Source organism: Bacillus cereus group sp. BcHK124 (genome assembly GCF_027712065.1).
Classification (GTDB): Bacteria; Bacillota; Bacilli; order Bacillales; family Bacillaceae_G; genus Bacillus_A; species Bacillus_A pacificus.
This window is the reverse complement of record NZ_JAQFPJ010000002.1, coordinates 34,238-56,855: the sequence shown is the minus strand read 5'-3', so window position 1 is coordinate 56,855 and position 22,618 is coordinate 34,238. Positions and strand designations below refer to the sequence as shown.

Genomic DNA, 22,618 nt, shown 5'->3' with positions numbered 1-22,618 from the left:
ACAAAGGAGGCAAAATGTAATGAATAATGTTATAAAAAAAGTAGATTTAACAGATGCAAAGTCAAGTAATCTTGTTGCACTTATTTATAGCAATGAAGTTATATTGATTGAAGAAGCATTTTGTCCAAATGAAATAAAATTAAAGTTTAATGAAATTGCAATTTTATCGGCTATTAAAACGGCGCATATAATGAAAGTATCCATCAGAAAAGAGCTCGACGCGTTTTTTCATGACACGGGTGTTTTATTGGTGAAGCATAGTGCTGAGTATGGAAACAGTCAATCTATCACTATGCATTTTGAACAATTTAAAAAGTTGCAACATGAGATTGAGTATTTAAGTAAAAGTATGTAATAAGACAAGATGAAGATTCTTTCATAGAGGTGAACAGTTCTATGTTGAAAAAATGGTTTGAAAATTTTTTAGACGAATCTCACTGTAAACATAAATATAGTTTTATTAAGATGCAGGATAATGAAGATTTCAAAAGTGGTAAGTTAGGTGTAGCTTATGTGTATAGGTGTGAGAAGTGCGGGAAAGAGAAGTTGAAATTTAAAAGCAATAACGAAATAAATAATGATTTTTTTGATATATAGGAAAGAGTAACTGTTATGGGTTACTCTTTTTTGTATTTTTAACACATTATAGAATGCACAAAATTAAATGTAGAAAATAAATATGAGTTAAAGGAGGCCATTTATGTATTTCGAAAGCACTAGAAAACTTCTAAATAGGTGATAAGAATGAATCCAAGCGGTTTAAAAGTGACAGGAGCATGGTTTCAAGTAGGAGGAAATCTTACAGCGGCAATTGGGACGACAAGAGGTTTTATGGGGGAGGAGAAAGCTGAATCGAAAATTGTAATTGTAGGAAGCTCATTACAAGCCCTCGGGTATATATTGCAAATGATAGCGAGTAATGAAACCAAAGATGAAGGTGAAAAAGAAAATCAAAATATGTGTTTGGAGAATAAAAGTGAAATGCTCGATAAAATGGGCATTGAGTTATTAGCGTTAGGGAATATATCAAATGTAATAGGAATATATTTTAATATAAAGGAACAATTGAAAGAGAATGATTATCTCATAATTATAGGGAATAGCTTACAATCGATTGGAGCTTTTTTAGGAGTAGAAGCGGCTTTGCTTCAGGTTGGGATATTGCAGAAAATTATAGTAATAGGAAATTCTCTGCAAAGTTTAGGCGCTGGACTTCAAGCGTATCAAGGTATTATTAATGTAATGAAGAATAGAATCGAAAATGAAGAAAGTATAGTTGATCAGAAAGATGAGAGAATAATAGCACTCATTGGTGTTTGGATACAAGCGATAGGAACTGCTATTTCTGCGATAGGATTAACTATAATAGAGAAGGAAGAAAGGTTAGAAAAAATAATATGAAATTGTTCATGGAAAGATTGTATGTAAAATTTCAATTTTACATAAGTAGAAAAATTGAAGTGGTAGGTTTTATGCATTAAAATAGAATATATAACAGTAGAACAGTTATTAGTGGTTAATAAAAATATTAGAAATGCAAAAGTCATTGGTCCTTATAGTGTATGGAGAGATAAAAAATACAAAACAAGGAGTTTTCAAGAGATGATGTATTTGTTGGCAATTCTTCTTCCACCTGTAGCCGTATTATTTTGTGGAAAACCATTTCAAGCAATAATTAATTTCATATTAACATTAATATTTTGGGTTCCAGGCGTTATTCATGCGATATTAGTTGTACATGATAAAAAAGCAGATCGGCGTTTAAAAAAACAAATTCAAGCATATGATGAAATAAATAAAAAGAACAGAAGATAGCTGAGTTGTGAAACGATTTAAAAAAGAAAGGGGGGACCACCTCCTTTCTTTTTTTATTCTAGTTAAGTTTAAATTTTAGTGTAGCGGTAAGAATTTTTAATATAAGTATTGTGATAATTCGTTTTAGAGTGTGCGTTTAATAAACCGGTGTAAATGTTTTCAGGAACGTTAAAGAAATCATACATTCCATGCTTTAATTGAATGCGTAAAATCATAGAAAAAGGATTATATCCAACAGCAACTATAGTTTTGGAAATCACGGGAGATAACTCCATCATTACGCAACTCCTCACTTTTCATTTTTAATAATTTCTTATAGATGTTGAGGTTGTGGTGTTGAAATCTTTATAATTAAAGAGGTATTATACTTATATGCAATATATTAAATGTTCGTTATACGTAATTATAAGGAAGTTCACACGAAGTACATATCGTTGTGCTATTTTTATTTCACCTTTGATTTATAAATAAGAAAATATTGACCATTTGAAAAAAAGGTATATTATTTATACGAGGTATTAAAAATTCACTTTTTACATTCTATGCTTAAAGGGGCAGCATTATTAGAAAAATAGAAGTGAAAATACTTTGTATAAGAAGTATTCTAAAATTTATAATCTGTGAATTGGGAAAATATTGAATGCTCCAGGTCAATATACTTTCTTAATTAAATTCATTTTAGAAAGTGACCTCAATATTTTTAAGTAAATCAACGGGAGAATTGAAAGGCAGGAGAAAGTAACATGTCAGAAAATTATCGTTCTCGAGAGGAGCGACGACAAGTTAAAAAGAAAAAACAGCCAGCTTCTAAAACACAAAAACCAAAAGGTAAAACATCATTTTTTCGCAAGTTTTTAATTACTTGTTTATTACTTGGTATTGTTGGTTTAGTGGGGGGAGTTGCTACCTTCTTTGTAATGATTAAGGATGCACCAAAACTTGAGAAAGCAAAACTTGTTAATCCGTTATCCTCAAAAATTTATGATAAAAATGGCGATTTGGTATATGAATACGGGAAAGAAAAGCGGACGAATGTTACGTATGATCAAATTCCTAAATTAGTAGAAAATGCATTTTTAGCAACAGAAGACGCACGTTTTTATGAGCATAGCGGGGTAGACTTCAAAGGTACTGCCCGTGCTGTTTTGGTGAGTCTTAAAGGAGATTACGGTTCACAAGGTGGAAGTACGATAACACAGCAGGTTATTAAAAACTACTTCTTATCGATGGAAAAAACATCGAAACGTAAGGTCCAGGAAATATATTTAGCGTATAAGCTAGAACAACAATATTCAAAACATGAAATTTTAGAAATGTATTTAAATAAAATTAACTTAGGAAACCGTTCATATGGTATCGCAACAGCAGCACAAAACTACTATGGTAAAGAATTGAAAGATTTAACATTACCAGAGGTTGCGATGCTTGCAGGGTTACCAAAAGCTCCAAATAACTATGATCCATCGAAACCAGAAAATGTTCAAAGAGCAACAGAAAGAAGAGATGTTGTACTAAAATTAATGAATCGACATGGTTATATTACAAAAGCAGAAATGGAAGAAGCATCGAAAGTACCTGTGGATAAAAATGTTAAGAGTGCAGCTGAGCTACAAGCGATGCCATATCCTGCATTTATAGATGCAGTAGTGAAAGAAGTAGAAAAGGAAATACCAGATGTAAATATTGGCTCTGATGGTTTAGAAATTCATACAACTTTGGATCCAAAAGCACAGAAATTAGCTGACAATATTTTAAATACAAATATTATTAATTATCCAAATGATAAATTCCAAGGTGCTTTCACATTTATGGATACGAAAACAGGTGAGGTTCGTGCTATAGGTAGTGGACGCGGTGAAAATAAAGCAGTATTTAAAGGGCATAATATGGCAATTGAATTAGATCGTGCAGCTGGTTCAACTATGAAACCAATCTTTGATTACGGTCCTGCAATTGAATACTTAAAATGGGCTACGTATCATCAAATTGATGATTCTCCATTTAAATATTCAACTGGACAAGAAGTTCGAAATGCGGACAGAAGTCATTTAGGATCAATTACTATGCGTGAAGCGTTAAAAATGTCGCGTAACGTTCCGGCAGTTAAAACTGCAAAAGAAGTAGGGCTTAATAAATCAAAGGAATTCTCTGAGAAATTAGGTATTACATTTAATAAAGCGCCGGCAGAATCTACAGCTATTGGTACAAACGAAGTATCACCAACTGAAATAGCGGGTGCTTATGCGACATTTGGAAATGGTGGAAAGTATGCAAAACCGCATTTTGTTAAGAAAATAGTTTATCCAGACGGCAAATCACAAAGTTTTGAGCAAAAACCAAAACAAGTTATAGCTGACTCTACAGCATATATGATTACTGATATGCTTCGCTCAGTAGTAACATCAGGTACTGGTACAGCGGCAAATATTAGTTCTTTAGATGTAGCTGGTAAAACGGGTACAACAAACTATGATTCAAAACAATTAGCGAAATTTAACATTCCAGAAAGTGCAACTCGTGATAGTTGGTTTGCTGGATATACACCGCAATATACGATGGCAGTATGGACTGGGTATATGAAAGATGGTAAAGACGAGTATATTAGTAGTAAAAATACGAAAATTGCACAGTTGATTTTTAAAGAAATGATGAGTGAAATGGCTACAGATAAATCACGCTTTAAAATGCCAAGTAGCGTTATTCAAGAAGGTAGTGAGCTACGTATAAAAGGTGAAAAACGTGATTCATCGCCAAATACTAGCGTACCGGATACAACGGAGCAACCAAAACAAGATCAGCAGCAAAAAACTGAAGAAGAGAAAAAGCAAGAAGAATTAAAGAAACAGGAAGAACTGAAAAAACAAGAAGAACAAAAGCAACAAGAGGAACTTAAGAAGCAAGAGGAACAAAAGAAACTAGAAGAGCAAAAGAAACAAGAAGAAGAAAAGAAACAAAATGAACAAAATAATGGTAATGGCCAAGGAACGACACCTCCAGCAAATAATGGAGGAGGTCAAGGAAATACGACACCTCCAGCAAATAACGGAGGAGGCCAAGGAAATACGACACCTCCAGCAAATAACGGAGGAGGTCAAGGGAATACGACACCTCCAGCGAATAACGGAGGGGGTCAAGGGAATACAACTCCACCAGCAACCACAGAACCAAATACTGGCGGGAATGCAGGAGAGGCCCCTGCTAATAATGGACAATAAGAAAATTTTATGAAAAACATTAAAAAGCACTTAAGATTTGTAAACATTACAATCTTAAGTGCTTTTTTCTTTTAAATGCAGTAGCTATGAGACAATGTATTTTAAATATTAAAAGTACCATAGAAATTTTGAAAATAAATTGAAGGGAAATGATAAAAAACTTGAGATTGAGGTAACGGAGGATAACCGTGGCTTTGAAAGGTGGTACTACTTGGATGTGCGCCATGATGCCAAAATGAGGGAGTAATTTGACCTGGAATTTGATATTGTTGCCAAGTTGCAGGAAGTTCAATTCCAACATCGGAACTAGCCGTATGAACGGCTGGAACGTGTATTTCCGGGGTCGAAGGAACTACGGCAGTTACTCTTGATGATACCCACATAAAAATATTCACTCCTAAGTTGCGATAATAAAGTAGTATATTCTTTTCACACATATAAAGGTACAAATAAATGGGACTTTAGGCTAAAACATACGTATAAAGTTGTAAGACCAATTTAAATTGATTTTGGACCATTTATTATAAAAAGATACGTCTATTTACGGAAGGCAAAGGAACGAAGAAAATGTAAAATGGAGGTGTTAATTGTAATAACTTATGTGTTTATGGAGGAATTTTAATGGAACGATTATGGACGAAATCATTTATTCAAATGACTTTCGCAATGTTATTTTTATTTACAGGATTTTATTTACTTGTTCCAACGCTCCCTCTCTTTATTAAAGAGATTGGTGGTGATGAATCACAAGTTGGATTTATGATGGGGATGTTTACAATTGCAGCAGTTGTAATACGACCAATTATTGGAGGAATGTTAGATCAATATGGTAGAAAAACTTTTATTATTTTCGGACTCATCTTTTTTGGGTTAACGATGTATTCTTATAATTTAGCGTCGACTATTGTCCTTCTAGCTACTTTACGTGTGATTCACGGTGTAACATGGGCTGTTTCTACAACAGCTGTTGGAACAGCGATAACTGATATTATTCCAGATTCACGCCGTGGTGAAGGTATGGGATGGTACGGGATGGCTATGACAATTGCAATGGCAATCGGCCCGATGATTGGATTATCGGTTGTACAACATTATTCATTTCACGGCCTATTTTTGTTAGCAACCCTTTTATCCTTTGTGGCAGTGTTATTATCGTTCATCACGAAAATACCATTCACACCACAAAAAGAAAAAAGGAAAATGCAGTTGTTTGAAAAGTCCGTTCTGTCCATTACGATTGTTGTTTTCTTTTTATCATTTGCATATGGAGGGATTACGACATTTTTACCGCTATTTGCATCGTCAATTGATGTGAATCCTGGGACATTCTTTCTTGTATATGCAGTTTCTTTAACGATTATCAGACCAGTTTCAGGAAAACTATTAGATAAGTATGGGGAAGTATTTATCATAATCCCGGCACTATGCATTACTATTATAGCAATAGTTGTATTAACGATTTCACATAGTTTAATGGGGGTAGTTATCGCCGCTGCATTATACGGTGTTGGATTTGGTTCGGCACAGCCGGCATTGCAAGCAGCGATGATTACAATTGTTCATCCGAGTAAAAGAGGAGTCGCTAACGCTTCATTCTTTACCGCATTTGATTTAGGGATTGGACTTGGTGCGATTTTACTTGGAGTTGTTTCGCAAATGTTTGGTTACCGTATTTTATTTGCAGGTAGTGCAATTTCAGGATTAATTGCTTTCATTATTTTTGTCATTTTTGTAAAAAAGCGATTAGGTAAAAAAGAATTTGCGTAAACGGGAATAACAAAGAGGGGGGATTTCAATTGAACATAACGATTTACAATGGTTTAACATGATAATAGTTCAATTCAGTCTGACTATTCTTGAGGGATAGTTTCTAAGAAATTAGATAGGAAAATCGTGTCAGTTGAGAAAGAAGACATTCTATTTTTGATGAATATTATCATGAGGAAACGGTAGGAATTTAATTTAATTATGTAAAATAATAACTTTTTTAAAAGTAAATAAGTTTTATATAAGAATTATATTGATAGGATAGTGAAATAAATTTCATGTAGAAACGAGTTGTATATGTATACAGCTCGTTTTTTTTATTTTCTTAAAAAAATTGGGTGAATGATATGTTCTGTGGGATTTTCTCGCTCATTCTTATATTTTGTTTTAATAAAACACGCAAAGAAGTCTGTCCTTTCCTTATAAAATATGAAAATTATTTTTGAAAAATTGTATTGTTACATCGGTAAAAGTGTAGGAAACTTATCATTATAAAATAAATTGAAATCTTCTAAAAACTCTGATACATTGAAATAGAAATGTAGTTTCGCAATATTGTAAAGGCTTACAGTTATGTGCACGAAGATCTATTAGGATTGGAGGAAATAATGATGAAAGCTGAAGAAAAATTTTCCCCGGGATTAGATGGTATAGTGGCAGCGGAGACGAAGATTTCGTTTCTTGACACAGTAAAAGGTGAAATTGTAATTCAAGGGTATGATTTAATCGAACTCTCAAAAACAAAAGAGTATTTAGACATTGTGCACCTTTTATTGGAAGAACATCTACCAAATGAGGATGAAAAAGCAAAACTTGAAAAGAAATTAAAAGAAGAATACGCGGTACCAGAAGGTGTATTTAACGTATTAAAGGCATTACCGAAAGAAACACACCCTATGGATGGATTGCGTACAGGTGTGTCCGCATTAGCTGGTTACGATAATGATATTGAAAATCGCTCGTTAGAAGTAAACAAAAGCCGCGGATACAAATTATTGAGTAAAGTACCAAACATTGTAGCGAATAGCTATCATATTTTAAATAATGAAGAGCCAATCGAACCACTTAAGGAATTATCATATAGCGCGAATTTCTTCTATATGTTAACAGGTAAAAAACCAACTGAACTTGAGGAGAAGATTTTTGATCGTTCCCTTGTTTTATATAGTGAACATGAAATGCCAAACTCTACATTTACAGCGCGCGTTATTGCGTCTACGCAATCCGACTTATATGGTGCTTTAACAGGTGCGGTTGCATCTTTAAAAGGTAGCTTACATGGCGGTGCGAACGAAGCGGTTATGTACATGCTTTTAGAAGCTGGTAATGTTGAAAAGTTTGAAGAGTTATTACAGAAGAAACTATATAACAAAGAAAAAATTATGGGCTTTGGACATCGTGTATACATGAAGAAGATGGATCCAAGAGCATTGATGATGAAGGAAGCTTTAAAGCAGTTATGTGATGTGAAGGGTGATTATACACTGTATGAGATGTGTGAAGCTGGAGAAAAGATTATGGAGAAGGAAAAAGGAATTTATCCAAACCTTGATTATTACGCAGCTCCAGTATATTGGATGCTTGGTATTCCAATTCAACTGTACACACCAATCTTCTTTAGCTCTAGAACAGTAGGGCTTTGTGCACACGTTATTGAGCAACATGCGAACAATCGTTTGTTCCGTCCACGTGTAAATTATATTGGCGAGCGACATGTGCTTAGTAAATAAGAACAACTGGGGAGTTGTTAGCGCCGCCCGCCAGATGGGTGTTTGACCGACACCCATCCTTAATAATAACGAATTTTCGACAGAAAGGGAAGGATAGCATGATTAAAACAAATGAAATTAAACAAAAAGATGCATTATTAGAAGAGATTACCAATTATGTATTAAATAAAGAGGTAACAAGTGCAGAAGCATTTAGTACTGCTCGTTACGTATTACTTGATACACTTGGATGCGGAATTTTAGCATTACAATATCCAGAATGTACGAAATTATTAGGACCAGTTGTACCAGGAACAATCGTGCCAAATGGTACACGTGTACCAGGTACGTCATATGTACTTGATCCTGTGAAAGGTGCATTTAATATCGGCTGTATGATCCGTTGGTTAGACTATAACGATACTTGGCTTGCAGCAGAGTGGGGACATCCATCTGATAACCTAGGCGGAATTTTAGCTGTGGCAGATTATATTAGCCGTGTTCGTATTTCAGAAGGAAAAGAACCGTTAAAAGTACGTGAAGTATTAGAAATGATGATTAAAGCACATGAAATTCAAGGTGTACTTGCTTTAGAAAACAGCTTAAACAGAGTTGGTCTTGACCACGTATTATATGTAAAAGTAGCAACAACTGCAGTAGTTGCAAAAATGCTTGGCGGAACACGTGAAGAAATCTTTAATGCATTATCACATGCATGGATTGATAATTCTAGTCTTCGTACATATCGTCATGCTCCAAATACAGGCTCACGTAAATCATGGGCAGCAGGTGATGCAACGAGCCGCGGTGTTCATCTTGCAATGACTGCCTTAAAAGGTGAAATGGGTTATCCGACAGCATTATCTGCACCGGGCTGGGGATTCCAAGATGTATTATTTAATAAACAAGAATTAAAATTAGCAAGACCACTAGAGTCATATGTAATGGAAAATGTATTATTTAAAGTTTCATATCCTGCAGAATTCCATGCACAAACAGCTGCAGAATGTGCTGTGAAATTACATCCAGAAATTAAAGAAAGATTAGATGAAATTGACCGTATTACAATTACAACTCATGAATCAGCAATTCGTATTATTGATAAAGAAGGTCCATTAAATAACCCGGCTGATCGTGATCACTGCTTACAATACATTACGGCAATTGGTTTATTAAAAGGAGATATCGTTGCGGATGATTATGAGGATGCAGTAGCAAATGATCCACGTGTAGATGAATTACGTAATAAGATGGTTGTTGTTGAAAATAAACAGTACAGTTTAGATTACCTTGACCCGAACAAGCGCTCAATCGCCAACGCTGTTCAAGTTCATTTCAAAGATGGAACTGTAACAGAAAATGTGGAATGTGAATATCCACTTGGTCACCGTTTCCGTAGAGACGAAGCAATTCCAAAAGTTGTTCAAAAATTCACTGCAAATATGGCAGGTCATTATTCTAGTAAGCAACAAGAACAAATTCATGAAGCTTGTTTAAATGAAGAGAAACTAGAAAATATGAATGTAAATGAATTTGTAGATCTATTCTTAATTTAATAATAGGGGGAATTTAGAATGGCTTGGGTTGTGAATAAACAGTCAACACAAGAGGAGCTTGCGAATCGCTTCCGAGCTTTAGTAGAAGCAAATGAAATTTTGCAAATTCCAGGTGCTCATGACGCAATGGCAGCTCTTGTTGCGAAAAATACAGGTTTTTCAGCTCTTTATTTATCAGGAGCAGCTTATACTGCAAGTAAAGGGCTACCTGATTTAGGAATCGTGACTTCTACTGAAGTAGCAGAGCGAGCGAGGGATCTAGTAAGAGCTACAGACTTACCAGTTCTTGTTGATATTGATACTGGATTCGGTGGTGTCCTAAATGTAGCGAGAACAGCAGTAGAAATGGTGGAAGCGAAAGTAGCAGCTGTTCAAATTGAAGATCAACAATTACCAAAAAAATGTGGACATTTAAATGGTAAAAAACTCGTTACGACAGAAGAATTAGTTCAAAAGATTAAAGCGATCAAAGAAGTTGCACCGAGCTTATATATTGTAGCGCGCACAGATGCTCGCGGTGTAGAGGGCTTGGATGAAGCAATTGAAAGAGCAAACGCCTATGTAAAAGCAGGTGCAGATGCAATATTCCCAGAAGCGCTTCAATCAGAAGAAGAGTTCCGTCTATTTAATAGTAAAGTAAATGCACCTTTACTTGCCAACATGACTGAGTTTGGGAAAACGCCGTATTATAGTGCAGAGGAATTTGCGAATATGGGCTTCCAAATGGTTATTTACCCTGTAACTTCACTTCGTGTTGCAGCGAAAGCGTATGAGAATGTGTTTACTTTAATTAAGGAAACTGGTTCTCAAAAAGATGCACTTTCAAATATGCAAACGAGAAGTGAGTTATATGAAACAATTTCATATCATGACTTTGAAGAATTAGATACTGGAATTGCAAAAACAGTATTATCAGAAGATCAATAGATAAAACAACTAAGGCGATGAGAGTACATCTTTGGCAAAATAAACTGCTTGATGTGAAAATTCATCGCCTTCTGTTTTCAAAAATAAGATATTCCACTCATCGTAGACGAGCATATGTAGTAGCAAGTAAGGCCGAAATGATAGGGGGATTCAGATGGAGAAAACGAAGTTACCGTGGGATGAATTTTTTTCACTTAATAAAGATGTGAATCATGCTTTCTTTACGCCAGAAGATTTTTCAGGAGATGAAGATTTAATCGCAAAAACGACAGAACAATTCGTTAAACAAGAAATTGTTCCACAAATGGAGAATATTGAACAACATAACTATAAAGTTTCTCGTCAATTGTTTGAGAAAGCTGGAGAACTTGGATTATTAAGTATCGAAGTCCCAGAAGAATATGGCGGATTCGAATTAGGAAAGGTAGTTTCAGGGCTTGTAGCAGAAAAAATGGGATACGCTGGTGCATTTAGCGTTTCATTTAATATACACGCTGGTGTAGGTACATTGCCTTACATATATTACGGAACGAAAGAACAAAAAGAAAAATATTTGCCGAAAATTGCATCAGGAGAATGGGTTGGGGCTTATGCTTTAACTGAGCCAAATGCCGGTTCTGATGCATTAAGCGCAAAAACGAGCGCAGTATTAAATGAAGATGGAACTGCTTGGAAGTTAAATGGTGAGAAGCAGTGGATTACAAATGCTCATATGGCAGATGTATACGTTGTTTTTGCGAAGACAAATAAAGGAATGACAGCGTTTATTGTCGAAAGAACATGTGAAGGCGTATCCATTGGACTAGAAGAAAAGAAAATGGGGATTAAAGGCTCTTCAACAGCGACTCTTATTTTAGAAGATGTTGTCATACCTGCTGAAAATGTTTTAGGGGAAGTTGGGAAAGGGCATCACGTAGCTCTTAATATTCTTAACTTCGCTAGATTAAAACTTGCCTTTGGAAATATTGGAACAGCAAAGCAAGCAATTGGATTGTCCGTTCAATACGGAAAAGAACGCAAACAGTTCCAAACGGAATTAGTAGACTTTACGATGATTCAAGAGAAAATTGCAAATATGATCATTGCTACATATGGAGCAGAAAGTGCAGCTTATCGTACAGCAGGTGTAATTGATGAAGCAATTCATGAGAGTGATGAGGATCTTATGAAGCAAATGTCTCAATTTGCTATTGAATGTGCACTGAATAAAGTAAATGCTTCTGAAACACTTGGTCATATCGTAGATGAAGCTGTACAAATTCATGGTGGTTACGGTTATATGCAAGAGTATGAAGTAGAACGATTATACCGTGATGCTAGAATTAGTCGTATTTTTGAAGGGACGAACGAAATTAATAGATTAACAGTTGCTAAAATGTTAATGAAACAAATGGAACAAATTGAAGATACTGAAATAGAGATTGATGTAGAAAATGTCGAAAGAAACCATCGTTACATTTTATTAGCGAAAAAATTGTTGAAACAATCTTTGAAAACGCTCTCTAAAACTCCAGGTTTAAAAATTGATCAAGAGCAAGAATATTCACGTGTATTATCAAATATGTTAACGGACGTGTACGTCATGGAATCAGCATTTTTACGTACGAGTAAAGCAATTAGTAAAAATGGTGCAGAAAAAGAGGGTACGAAACAAATGATAACTGACGTTATTTGTGAAGAAGGCTATCGCAAAGTAGAAGAAGCTGCGATTTCTATACTTTCCGCGGCTATTACAGAAGAACAAGATAGACACGTGATTTTAACTGAAATTCGTCAATTACTAGTGCCTTTATACACGAACGTATTTACAAAAAAGAGAGAAATTGCGAAAGCTATTATAAATCGCGGAAAGTATATTGTGTAAATAGGAGGAAAGCGATATGAAAAAGATTGGTTTTATCGGTTTAGGTAACATGGGTCTTCCGATGTCTAAAAATTTAGTTAAATCAAGTTACACAGTATATGGTGTGGATTTAAATAAAAATGCTGAAGCTTCTTTTGAAAAAGAAGGCGGAATTATCGGCTTATCAATTTCAAAACTAGCAGAAACATGCGATGTAATTTTTACAAGTTTACCTTCACCTCGCGCTGTTGAAGCGGTATATTTTGGCGAAGAAGGATTATTTGAAAATAGTCACTCGAATGTAGTTTTAATTGATACAAGTACTGTATCTCCACAGTTAAACAAACAGTTAGAGGAAGCTGCAAAGGAAAAGAAAGTAGACTTTTTAGCAGCACCTGTTAGTGGTGGGGTGATTGGAGCTGAAAACCGTACATTAACATTTATGGTTGGTGGATCAAAAGAGGTATATGAGAAAACGGAATCTATCATGGGTGTACTAGGTGCGAACATTTTCCATGTTAGTGAGCAAATTGATAGTGGGACAACAGTTAAATTAATTAATAACCTATTAATTGGTTTTTATACAGCTGGTGTGAGTGAAGCTTTAACATTAGCGAAAAAGAACAATATGGATTTAGATAAAATGTTTGATATTTTAAATGTAAGTTACGGTCAAAGTAGAATTTATGAACGTAATTATAAAAGTTTTATAGCACCCGAAAACTACGAGCCAGGATTTACTGTGAATTTATTAAAGAAAGATTTAGGGTTTGCAGTTGACTTAGCTAAGGAAAGCGAACTCCATTTACCAGTAAGCGAAATGTTATTAAACGTATATGACGAAGCGAGTCAAGCTGGATATGGAGAAAACGATATGGCTGCCTTATATAAGAAAGTTAGCGAGCAATTAATTTCTAATCAAAAATAAATTATACAAAGGAGAGAATACAATGATTACAACTGAAATTAAACGAGTAAAAAATCATATTAATGGTGAGTGGGTAGAATCTACTGGTACAGAAGTAGAAGCAGTTCCAAATCCAGCGACTGGAAAAATTATCGCTTACGTTCCGCTATCTCCGAAAGAAGATGTTGAAAAAGCTGTTGAAGCGGCAAAAGCAGCATACGAAACGTGGTCTAAAGTACCAGTTCCGAATCGTTCAAGACAATTGTATAAATATTTACAGCTTTTACAAGAAAACAAAGAAGAACTTGCAAAAATCATTACGCTTGAAAATGGTAAAACATTAACGGATGCAACTGGTGAAGTACAACGTGGTATTGAGGCAGTAGAACTTGCAACATCTACTCCAAATTTAATGATGGGACAAGCACTTCCGAATATTGCTAGCGGCATTGATGGATCAATTTGGCGCTACCCAATTGGAGTTGTTGCTGGAATTACGCCGTTTAACTTCCCGATGATGATTCCATTATGGATGTTCCCGCTTGCAATTGCTTGTGGTAATACATTCGTATTAAAAACATCTGAAAGAACGCCGCTTTTAGCAGAGCGACTTGTAGAGTTATTCTATGAAGCTGGTTTTCCAAAAGGAGTATTAAATTTAGTACAAGGCGGAAAAGATGTTGTAAATAGCATTTTAGAAAATAAAGATATTCAAGCTGTTTCGTTCGTTGGTTCTGAGCCGGTAGCTCGTTACGTATATGAAACAGGTACGAAACATGGGAAACGTGTACAAGCGTTAGCTGGTGCGAAAAACCATGCGATTGTTATGCCAGATTGCAATCTTGAGAAAACGGTACAAGGTGTAATTGGATCTGCATTTGCAAGTAGTGGAGAGCGCTGCATGGCATGTTCAGTAGTAGCAGTAGTTGATGAAATTGCAGATGAGTTCATCAACGTACTAGTAGCAGAGACGAAGAAGTTAAAAGTAGGTGACGGTTTCCACGAAGATAATTATGTTGGACCATTAATTCGTGAGTCTCATAAAGAACGCGTATTAGGCTATATTAACAGCGGTGTAGCAGATGGAGCTACTTTATTAGTAGATGGCCGTAAAATTAAGGAAGAAGTTGGAGACGGTTACTTTGTAGGTGCGACAATCTTTGACGGTGTAAATCAAGAAATGAAAATTTGGCAAGATGAGATTTTTGCTCCAGTATTAAGCATTGTACGAGTTAAAGATTTAGAAGAAGGTATTAAACTAACAAATCAATCTAAATTTGCAAATGGTGCAGTTATTTATACGTCAAACGGTAAACATGCACAAACGTTCCGTGATAACATCGATGCGGGTATGATCGGTGTAAACGTAAACGTTCCAGCACCAATGGCATTCTTCGCATTCGCAGGAAATAAAGCTTCATTCTTTGGTGATTTAGGTACAAATGGTACAGATGGCGTTCAATTCTATACACGTAAAAAAGTTGTAACTGAGCGCTGGTTTTAATATAAAGTAGACAGCCAAATCAGTTGTTAAAAGAAAACCACCACTATGAATAGTGGTGGTTTTCTTCTTGTTAATTGCTTTTTTCAAAAGCTAGTTTAATACCAAAACCAATTAAGACAATTCCCGTTAACCCTTGAATATAACGTTGTGTCTTCGGTTTTTTCATAAAAGCACTAATTTTATCAATTAAAAATATATAAAAAGCGAACCAAATAACTGTTAAAACTAGGTAAGTAAGGCCCATTATAAGAAGTTGGATAAACGTATTATGATTTGGATTTAAAAATTGCGGTAAAAATGTTAAAAAGAAGACTGCGATTTTAGGGTTTAATAAATTTGTAAGAAACCCTTGGCGAAAGCAAGAAGTATGCTCGTTTGCGTTATTCAAAGATATATCGTTCGTATTGACGCCTTCTTTATTTCTTACTGCTAAAAGGGCTTTAATACCAATATAAATTAAATATAGAGCTCCAACGTACTTGAAAATAGAAAATAAAAGAGCTGACTTTACAATAAGTGCGGAAAGTCCGATTACCGCTGCTAAAGTATGAATCAATAGTGCAACACATGTACCGAACACTGTTTTCACCCCGCCTACCTTACCAGCAACTAATGTGTTTTTCGTAGCCATTGCAGTATCAGGACCAGGTAAAATAATAAGACAAATAGACATAATGATGAAAAGAAAATAATTTTCAATCATAGTCGCTCCTCCTTCTTTTATTTTTAGAATATTTAATTAAAAATAGTGTAGCACATAATTTGATTTAAAAAAATTAAATTTTATTAAAATTTATTAAATAGGAAAAAGGCTATATAGGCGTGTAATTATACGACTATATAGCCTCAATTTTATCCCGTATGAAAGGGCGATTGCTTCTACTAATAATAAGAGGGAGATAAACCCTACTTATTAAATTTTCACTTTACGCATTAAGTAAGTTAAAGAACCTGTTTACATCTTCTTCTGAAACATCACTTAACTGCTTATATTTATAATTTGGATTTTGGTCTTTATCAACGACAACAGATCGTACTCCTTCAAAGAAATCTTCATGTCTCATGAAGTTTTTAGCAAGTACAAGGTCAGTAGCGAAACATTCTTCAACGGACTTATCTTGTCCATCAATAAACTGTTTTAATGTTACTTTTAGTGAAATAGGAGATTTTGATAATAACGTTTCTTTCGCTTTTAAAGCAAAGGAACTTTGATCTTTCTCTAATGAATGAATAATTTCTTCCATTGTATCGAATGCAAAATGTGAATTAATTTCTTCTAATGAAGGAGCAAGCTCGCTTTCTAATGTTGGAGCAGTTGCAAATGTACGAATGACTTCTTTTAAATGAGTATGTACATCATCTTCTTTATGCCAATTTACACTTTCCAGTTCAGTAAGGAAATTTGGTAATGAATCAGATGCCATAAAATAATCAGCAGCGTTTATAAATAATACGTCAGAAGCTTTTAAAATAGATGCTGTTAAAGCGACATAGCGGCCAGCATACCCTGGAGCTTTATTTAAGAAATAAGCAGCACCGACGTCTGGGAAGAAGCCAATATTCATCTCTGGCATTGCCCATTTCGTACGCTCAGTTACAATTCGGTATTTCGCACCATTTGTAAGACCGACACCACCACCCATTACAATTCCATCTAAACAAGCGATAATCGGTTTTTTATATTGATAAATATATGTATCAATTTCATACTCTTCTTCAAAGAAACGTTCCGCATGCTGCAATGCAGCTTCATTTGAACGTGCTTCATAAAGAGTTTTAATATCGCCACCTGCACAAAAACCTTTTGTGCCAGCTCCTTTTAATACGATAAGCGCAATTCGCTCATCATTTTCCCACTCTTTCAGTTTTTGCCCAATTGGTTGCAACATGTCATAAGATAAAGAATTAAGTGCTTTTGGGCGGTTTAAAGTAATTGATGCAACGCCGTTTTCGCTAACAGAAAATAAAACGTGTTCAGTCATAATTCATCCTCCCTTACATATCTTCTTATTCTTAATTCTTTATACGTACTGAAATGTCCTTTATAAATTTTGTCTAAAGTTGGCGGTATATGTTAATTTGTTCACTGCATATTTTGACGAGTTATATTTGCAGGATTTTGGAGGTTGAAAATGAATATTACAACATTACTGTAATTGTAATTATTTGAAGTTACCATGATAAAAACGCTATTATATATGTGTAAATTGTACATAATCACTTCGAAAAGAGTATTTGAAGTGATTATAATGAAAGAAAAATTGCTTTTCATTAGAAATAGAGAAAGGAGAAATCGGAATGCCAGTACCTTTACTATTGTCGGTGATTATTTTGTCTTCTTTAATGATAGGGATAACGCAGTATTTTCATCATACAGATACGACAGAGGAAGTGAAGGATAAAGTACGACTTGTATTTCCGATTTTTATCATATCTATTTCTTTTTGCATTTTATTAAATAAAGATGGGTACATTGTTGCAGTATTTTCATTTTTTGTAGCGATTGTTTTCATTACAGTTTTATATTATGTAATGAAAGACTTTATCCAAAAATAAAGATGTCGTATGAGACATTTTTATTTTTGGAAAAAATAAAATTTCACATACCGTATTATATGTGAAAATAAAAAAACATATCGCAATAGAAAAGTATGTACTTTACCGTGTATTTACTTGTCAATCTTGCATAGCCAATATACTATTAATAGTGTAGAGATTAGAAAAAGGGGTTGTATCTATCATGAAATTTGAGATGCACACAAAAATTATTTCAAATGAAAAAGAAGTAAGATTACATATAGAAGAAAACATATTTCAATTAAAATTGGATGGTTATCACTTATTTACAGTTCAAGAAATATTACCTTTATATAAATCAAATGAAGAAAGAATCGGTAGTGCAATGATACAAAAGTTAGAATGGGAGAACGGAAAAACTACAATAAACTATCAACTTGTATCACTAAATTCAGTAAATTAAAAGGAGCAGGAAACCATGAAGTTATTTCATACAGCCGATTGGCATTTAGGAAAGCTTGTTCATGGCGTGTATATGACTGAAGATCAAAAGATTGTACTAGATCAGTTTGTACAAGCTGTTGAAGAAGAAAAACCAGATGCCGTAATTATTGCAGGGGATTTATATGACCGAGCAATTCCACCTACAGAAGCAGTAGACTTATTAAATGATGTGCTGCAAAAAATAGTGATTGATTTACAAACACCAGTTATTGCAGTTGCTGGGAACCATGATAGTCCAGATCGTATTCATTTTGGAAGTAGTTTAATGAAGAAACAAGGATTATTTATTGTGGGGCAATTTCAATTTCCATATGAGCCGATTATATTAAATGATGAATATGGGGAGGTTCACTTCCATCTCATTCCTTATGCGGATCCAAGTATAGTTAGACATGTATTGAAAAACGAAGACGTACGTTCTCATGATGATGCGATGCGTATTTTTATGAATGAGCTATCTGAAACGATGGATAAAGAAGCTAGACATGTGTTTGTTGGTCATGCATTTGTAACTTCTGCTGGAGAAGCGGAAGAGAATACAAGTGATGCTGAACGACCGCTTTCAATTGGTGGTGCTGAATACGTAAATAGTCATTATTTTGATAAGTTTCATTACACAGCGCTTGGACATTTACATCAAGCGCATTTCGTACGTAATGAGACAATTCGATATTCCGGTTCGCCACTTGCCTATTCTATTTCTGAAGAAAAACATAAAAAAGGATATTATATTGTGGAACTGAACGAGCAAGGTGAAGCAACAATTGAAAAAAGGTTACTTAATCCACGCCGTAAAATGCGAACAGTAGAAGCGAAAATAGATGAATTGTTACAACATCCAGTAAGTGAAGATTACGTGTTTGTAAAATTATTAGATGAAAATCCTGTCTTGCAGCCAATGGAAAAAATACGCTCTGTTTATCCAAATGCAATGCATGTTGAAAGAGCCATTCAAAGACGAGAGTTCACGGAGTCAAATGAAGTAACTGTTTCAAGACATAAAATGGATGATTTATCATTATTAAAGGCTTTTTATAAAGAAATGAAAGGCTTAGATTTATCAGAAGAGAAAGAACGTCTATTTGTAGAAGTATTACAAACAGTGCAAGAACGGGAAGGTGAACGAGGATGAGACCGATTCAGCTTATTATGACGGCATTTGGCCCATATAAACAGAAAGAAGTAATTGATTTTGACGATTTGGGAGAGCATCGTATTTTCGCCATTTCTGGAAACACGGGCGCTGGAAAGACAACGATTTTTGATGCGATTTGTTATGTTTTATATGGTGAGGCAAGCGGAGAAGAACGAAGTGATACGAGCATGCTCCGCAGTCAATTTGCTGATGATAATGTGTATACAAGCGTAGAATTAACCTTTCAGTTAAAAGGGAAACGTTATGAAATAAAACGACAACTGGGACATAAAAAACAAGGGAACAAGACGATTACGGGACATGCAGTAGAATTATATGAAGTAATTGATGAAGAGAAGATTCCGGCTGTTGATCGTTTCCATGTGACGGATGTAAATAAAAAAGTAGAAGATTTAATTGGTTTAAGTAAACATCAATTCAGCCAAATTGTTATGTTACCGCAAGGGGAATTCCGAAAACTATTAACATCTGAGACAGAAAACAAAGAAGAAATTTTGCGTCGTATTTTTAAAACAGATCGTTATAAGTTAATGCGTGAGTTACTTGACCAAAAACGAAAACAATGGAAAGACGTCTTACAAGAAAAACAGAAAGAGCGAGAGCTATATTTCCGTAATGTTTTTAAATTACCAATTCGAGATGGAGCATTATTAGAGGCTTTAGTGGAACAAGAGCATGTAAATACACATCAAGTAGTAGAAGCATTAGAACAAGAAACAGCTGTGTATAAGGCAGAGGTTGAGCAATTACAAGTAGAACAAGATGTTCAAACGAAGCAATTAAAGGATGCTGAAACACGTTTTCATGCAGCGAAGTCTGTAAATGAGAAATTTATAGATTTACAACAAAAGAATGAGAAATATAATACTTTACAAGAAAACCGTTCAGTAATTGAAATGAAAGAAATATCTTTTAAGCGTGCGGAACAAGCGAAGCGCTTATTACCATTTGAACAATGGCACGAAGAAGCGATGGAAAATGAGCAGAAAGCTGAAAGTTTGTTAAAACAAATTATCGCTAAAAAAGAAAATATAATGAATAATTTTGAACTTGCTCAGGAGAAATATGAAGCAATAAAGAATAAAGAACCTGAGAGAGAAAATGCAAAAAAACTTGTTCAAAGATTAGAAGAGTTACAACCGATTATTGCATCATTAGCTGAGAAACAGTTGAATTTACAAAATGCAGAAATTCAACTAGGAAAATTAAAAGAAAGTATGCAAAACTTAGATCGACAATTAGAAGAGCATACAAATCAAAAACAGCTAATGTCTGGTGAATTACAGCAATTAGAGCGAGTGCTTGAACGATATGTAGATAAAGTAGAAGAACTAACGAATATGCGAGAAGATGCAAAAGTTTTAAAGCAAGCATATGATGTATGGCAAGAAAAACAAAAATTCGAGCAAGAAAAAGAAACTGCATTTACTAAGATGCAAGAGACAGTTCGTGCATATGAGAATATGGAACGTCGCTGGTTAAGTGAACAAGCTGGTATATTGGCTCTTCATCTACATGATGGTGAATCTTGTCCAGTATGTGGCAGCACGAACCATCCGAAAAAAGCTTCAGAGCAAAGTGATGCCATTAATGAAAAAGAGTTAAATGATTTAAGAGACAAGAAGAACATTGCTGAAAAATTACATGTGCAAGTAGAGGAGAAATGGAATTTCTATCATCTTCAATATGAACAAGTAATAGAAGAGGTTAAGAAGCGAGGTTATCGCTCAGAAGAATTAGCTGAAACATATAGTGCGCTTGTTCAAAAAGGAAAACAATTAGCAACTGAAGTGAATACGTTAAAAGCAAGTGAAGAAACGCGTAAGCAAACAGCTGTAAAAATAAAAAGCATAGAAGAAAAAGTAGATGCACTTCAGAAACAAAAACATGAGGTAGAAACAGAACAGCACCGTATAGAAATGGATTGTATGCAGCTTCGTACGTCATATGAACATGATAAGAAAAACATTCCTGAAAACTTACAAACAGTCCAAGCTTGGAAAGTCCAGTTTGACCAAGCTATACATGAGCTCAAATTAATGGAGGACGAATGGAAGAAAGTGCAGGAGGCGTATCAACATTGGCAAAATGAAAATATACGTATTCAAGCAGAACAGGAAGGTGCTTCTAATCAATTTGAAAGTGCAAAATCGAAGAAAGAAGAGACTTTCACGCGCTTTATGAAAGAGCTTGAACAGAGTGGATTTACAAATCAAATTACGTATAAAGAAGCGAAATTAAGTGATGCCGAGATGGATATGTTACAAAAAGAAATTCAAAGCTATTATTCATCTCTTGAAGTACTTGCAAAACAAATTGAAGAGTTACATGCTGAATTAAAAGATAAAGAGTATATGGATATTACGGCGTTAGGTGAACACATTAAAGAACTAGAAATTAACCTTGATATCATTAAAGAAAAACGTCAACGTGCGCAAAATGCTGTCGCATATATTTCTGATTTACATGAAAATATTAGACGTATTGATGAGCAAATTCATGAGGAAGAAAAAGCCTTCCAAGAACTTGTTGACTTATATGAAGTAATGAAAGGTGATAACGAAAGCCGTATATCATTTGAACGTTACATCTTAATTGAGTATTTAGAACAAATTGTTCAAATTGCAAACGAACGATTACGTAAATTATCAAATGGACAATTTTATTTAAAACGCAGTGAACGAGTTGAAAAGAGAAATCGTCAAAGTGGATTAGGGTTAGATGTATACGACGCATATACTGGCCAAACACGCGATGTAAAAACATTATCTGGCGGCGAGAAATTCAATGCCTCACTTTGCTTAGCGCTCGGCATGGCAGACGTCATTCAAGCATATGAAGGCGGTATTTCAATCGAAACGATGTTTATCGACGAAGGATTCGGTTCATTAGATGAGGAGTCATTAACAAAAGCGGTTGACGCCTTAATTGACTTACAAAAATCAGGTCGATTTATTGGTGTAATCTCACACGTTCAAGAGCTGAAAAACGCAATGCCAGCTGTATTAGAAGTAACGAAGCAGAAGGATGGGTGTAGTCAGACACGGTTTGTGGTGAAGTAAGTTCAATTGTAATTCATATTATTTGCGATTCTTTAGTATAGAACTTTTGATAAAATAAAAAGACTGTCTCATAAGTCTCTTTCGAAGTAAAATCACATGAAATCGAAAAGGCAGAAATGTTATAAAATCAACATTT

Annotated in this window: 20 protein-coding genes; 16 read left to right on the top strand and 4 right to left on the bottom strand. The window is 34.7% G+C overall.

Annotated elements, in window-relative coordinates; genetic code table 11:
- Positions 1–19 precede the first annotated feature (19 nt).
- The 4 genes from PDK19_RS05355 (at position 20) to PDK19_RS05340 (ending at position 1,815) form a co-directional block, all read left to right on the top strand.
- Positions 20–355 carry a hypothetical protein gene (locus tag PDK19_RS05355; protein WP_001066864.1) on the top strand — a complete coding sequence of 112 codons (336 nt, stop codon included), beginning with the start codon at positions 20–22 and terminating at the stop codon, positions 353–355.
- Positions 356–396: 41 nt separating this feature from the next.
- On the top strand, positions 397–597 hold the full coding sequence (locus PDK19_RS05350; protein WP_000915130.1) for a hypothetical protein: 201 nt from the start codon (positions 397–399) through the stop codon (positions 595–597).
- A gap of 147 nt (positions 598–744) precedes the next feature.
- Positions 745–1,401 carry a DUF6944 family repetitive protein gene (locus tag PDK19_RS05345; RefSeq protein WP_014893766.1) on the top strand — a complete coding sequence of 219 codons (657 nt, stop codon included), beginning with the start codon at positions 745–747 and terminating at the stop codon, positions 1,399–1,401.
- A 201-nt stretch (positions 1,402–1,602) separates the two neighbouring features.
- On the top strand, positions 1,603–1,815 hold the full coding sequence (locus PDK19_RS05340; RefSeq protein ID WP_000990223.1) for a YqaE/Pmp3 family membrane protein: 213 nt from the start codon (positions 1,603–1,605) through the stop codon (positions 1,813–1,815).
- Between the two features lie 68 nt (positions 1,816–1,883).
- Here PDK19_RS05340 and PDK19_RS05335 read toward each other — a convergent pair whose 3' ends face one another.
- The gene (locus PDK19_RS05335) at positions 1,884–2,093 is read right to left on the bottom strand and encodes a KTSC domain-containing protein (protein WP_000970365.1); all 210 of its coding nucleotides are present in this window, start codon (positions 2,091–2,093) and stop codon (positions 1,884–1,886) included.
- 465 nt (positions 2,094–2,558) lie between these two features.
- Here PDK19_RS05335 and PDK19_RS05330 point away from each other — a divergent pair, with 465 nt between their 5' ends.
- The gene (locus PDK19_RS05330) at positions 2,559–5,030 is read left to right on the top strand and encodes a transglycosylase domain-containing protein (protein WP_061661257.1); all 2,472 of its coding nucleotides are present in this window, start codon (positions 2,559–2,561) and stop codon (positions 5,028–5,030) included.
- A 101-nt stretch (positions 5,031–5,131) separates the two neighbouring features.
- On the opposite strand, the gene PDK19_RS05325 is transcribed toward PDK19_RS05330, so the two are convergent.
- Positions 5,132–5,413 carry a hypothetical protein gene (locus tag PDK19_RS05325; RefSeq protein ID WP_000270178.1) on the bottom strand — a complete coding sequence of 94 codons (282 nt, stop codon included), beginning with the start codon at positions 5,411–5,413 and terminating at the stop codon, positions 5,132–5,134.
- A gap of 238 nt (positions 5,414–5,651) precedes the next feature.
- Between PDK19_RS05325 and PDK19_RS05320 the strand changes: the two genes are divergently transcribed.
- The 7 genes from PDK19_RS05320 to PDK19_RS05290 all read left to right on the top strand — a co-directional run bounded on the left by PDK19_RS05320 (position 5,652) and on the right by PDK19_RS05290 (position 15,243).
- A complete protein-coding gene (locus tag PDK19_RS05320) occupies positions 5,652–6,797 on the top strand; it encodes an MFS transporter (RefSeq protein ID WP_000440649.1) in 1,146 nt (381 codons plus the stop codon).
- A 608-nt stretch (positions 6,798–7,405) separates the two neighbouring features.
- Positions 7,406–8,527 carry a citrate synthase gene (gene mmgD, locus PDK19_RS05315; RefSeq protein WP_041184530.1) on the top strand — a complete coding sequence of 374 codons (1,122 nt, stop codon included), beginning with the start codon at positions 7,406–7,408 and terminating at the stop codon, positions 8,525–8,527.
- Between the two features lie 98 nt (positions 8,528–8,625).
- On the top strand, positions 8,626–10,062 hold the full coding sequence (gene prpD, locus PDK19_RS05310) for a 2-methylcitrate dehydratase (protein WP_000598150.1): 1,437 nt from the start codon (positions 8,626–8,628) through the stop codon (positions 10,060–10,062).
- A gap of 18 nt (positions 10,063–10,080) precedes the next feature.
- A complete protein-coding gene (prpB, locus tag PDK19_RS05305; RefSeq protein ID WP_000312650.1) occupies positions 10,081–10,989 on the top strand; it encodes a methylisocitrate lyase in 909 nt (302 codons plus the stop codon).
- A gap of 154 nt (positions 10,990–11,143) precedes the next feature.
- On the top strand, positions 11,144–12,853 hold the full coding sequence (locus PDK19_RS05300; protein WP_270706704.1) for an acyl-CoA dehydrogenase family protein: 1,710 nt from the start codon (positions 11,144–11,146) through the stop codon (positions 12,851–12,853).
- A gap of 16 nt (positions 12,854–12,869) precedes the next feature.
- Entirely contained in the window at positions 12,870–13,760 is an 891-nt protein-coding gene (locus tag PDK19_RS05295; protein ID WP_000719434.1) for an NAD(P)-dependent oxidoreductase, read from the top strand.
- Between the two features lie 22 nt (positions 13,761–13,782).
- On the top strand, positions 13,783–15,243 hold the full coding sequence (locus PDK19_RS05290; RefSeq protein WP_000633360.1) for a CoA-acylating methylmalonate-semialdehyde dehydrogenase: 1,461 nt from the start codon (positions 13,783–13,785) through the stop codon (positions 15,241–15,243).
- Between the two features lie 70 nt (positions 15,244–15,313).
- Here PDK19_RS05290 and PDK19_RS05285 read toward each other — a convergent pair whose 3' ends face one another.
- Complete coding sequence (locus PDK19_RS05285) at positions 15,314–15,946, bottom strand: LysE family translocator (RefSeq protein ID WP_000572338.1); 633 nt, start codon at positions 15,944–15,946, stop codon at positions 15,314–15,316.
- A 223-nt stretch (positions 15,947–16,169) separates the two neighbouring features.
- Positions 16,170–17,225 carry an enoyl-CoA hydratase/isomerase family protein gene (locus PDK19_RS05280; RefSeq protein WP_000134914.1) on the bottom strand — a complete coding sequence of 352 codons (1,056 nt, stop codon included), beginning with the start codon at positions 17,223–17,225 and terminating at the stop codon, positions 16,170–16,172.
- Between the two features lie 316 nt (positions 17,226–17,541).
- On the opposite strand from PDK19_RS05280, the gene PDK19_RS05275 reads away from it, so the two are divergent.
- The 4 genes from PDK19_RS05275 to PDK19_RS05260 all read left to right on the top strand — a co-directional run bounded on the left by PDK19_RS05275 (position 17,542) and on the right by PDK19_RS05260 (position 22,482).
- Complete coding sequence (locus tag PDK19_RS05275) at positions 17,542–17,799, top strand: hypothetical protein (protein ID WP_001145040.1); 258 nt, start codon at positions 17,542–17,544, stop codon at positions 17,797–17,799.
- Between the two features lie 184 nt (positions 17,800–17,983).
- Positions 17,984–18,223, top strand: a complete 240-nt coding sequence (locus PDK19_RS05270; RefSeq protein ID WP_000667348.1) for a DUF2584 domain-containing protein — start codon at positions 17,984–17,986, stop codon at positions 18,221–18,223.
- Between the two features lie 15 nt (positions 18,224–18,238).
- Entirely contained in the window at positions 18,239–19,396 is a 1,158-nt protein-coding gene (locus PDK19_RS05265) for an exonuclease SbcCD subunit D (protein WP_000765139.1), read from the top strand.
- Positions 19,393–22,482, top strand: coding sequence for an AAA family ATPase (locus PDK19_RS05260; protein WP_074615335.1), 3,090 nt, complete (start codon positions 19,393–19,395; stop codon positions 22,480–22,482). The genes PDK19_RS05265 and PDK19_RS05260 overlap by 4 nt, the downstream gene beginning before the upstream one ends.
- The last annotated feature ends 136 nt before the right edge of the window (positions 22,483–22,618 follow it).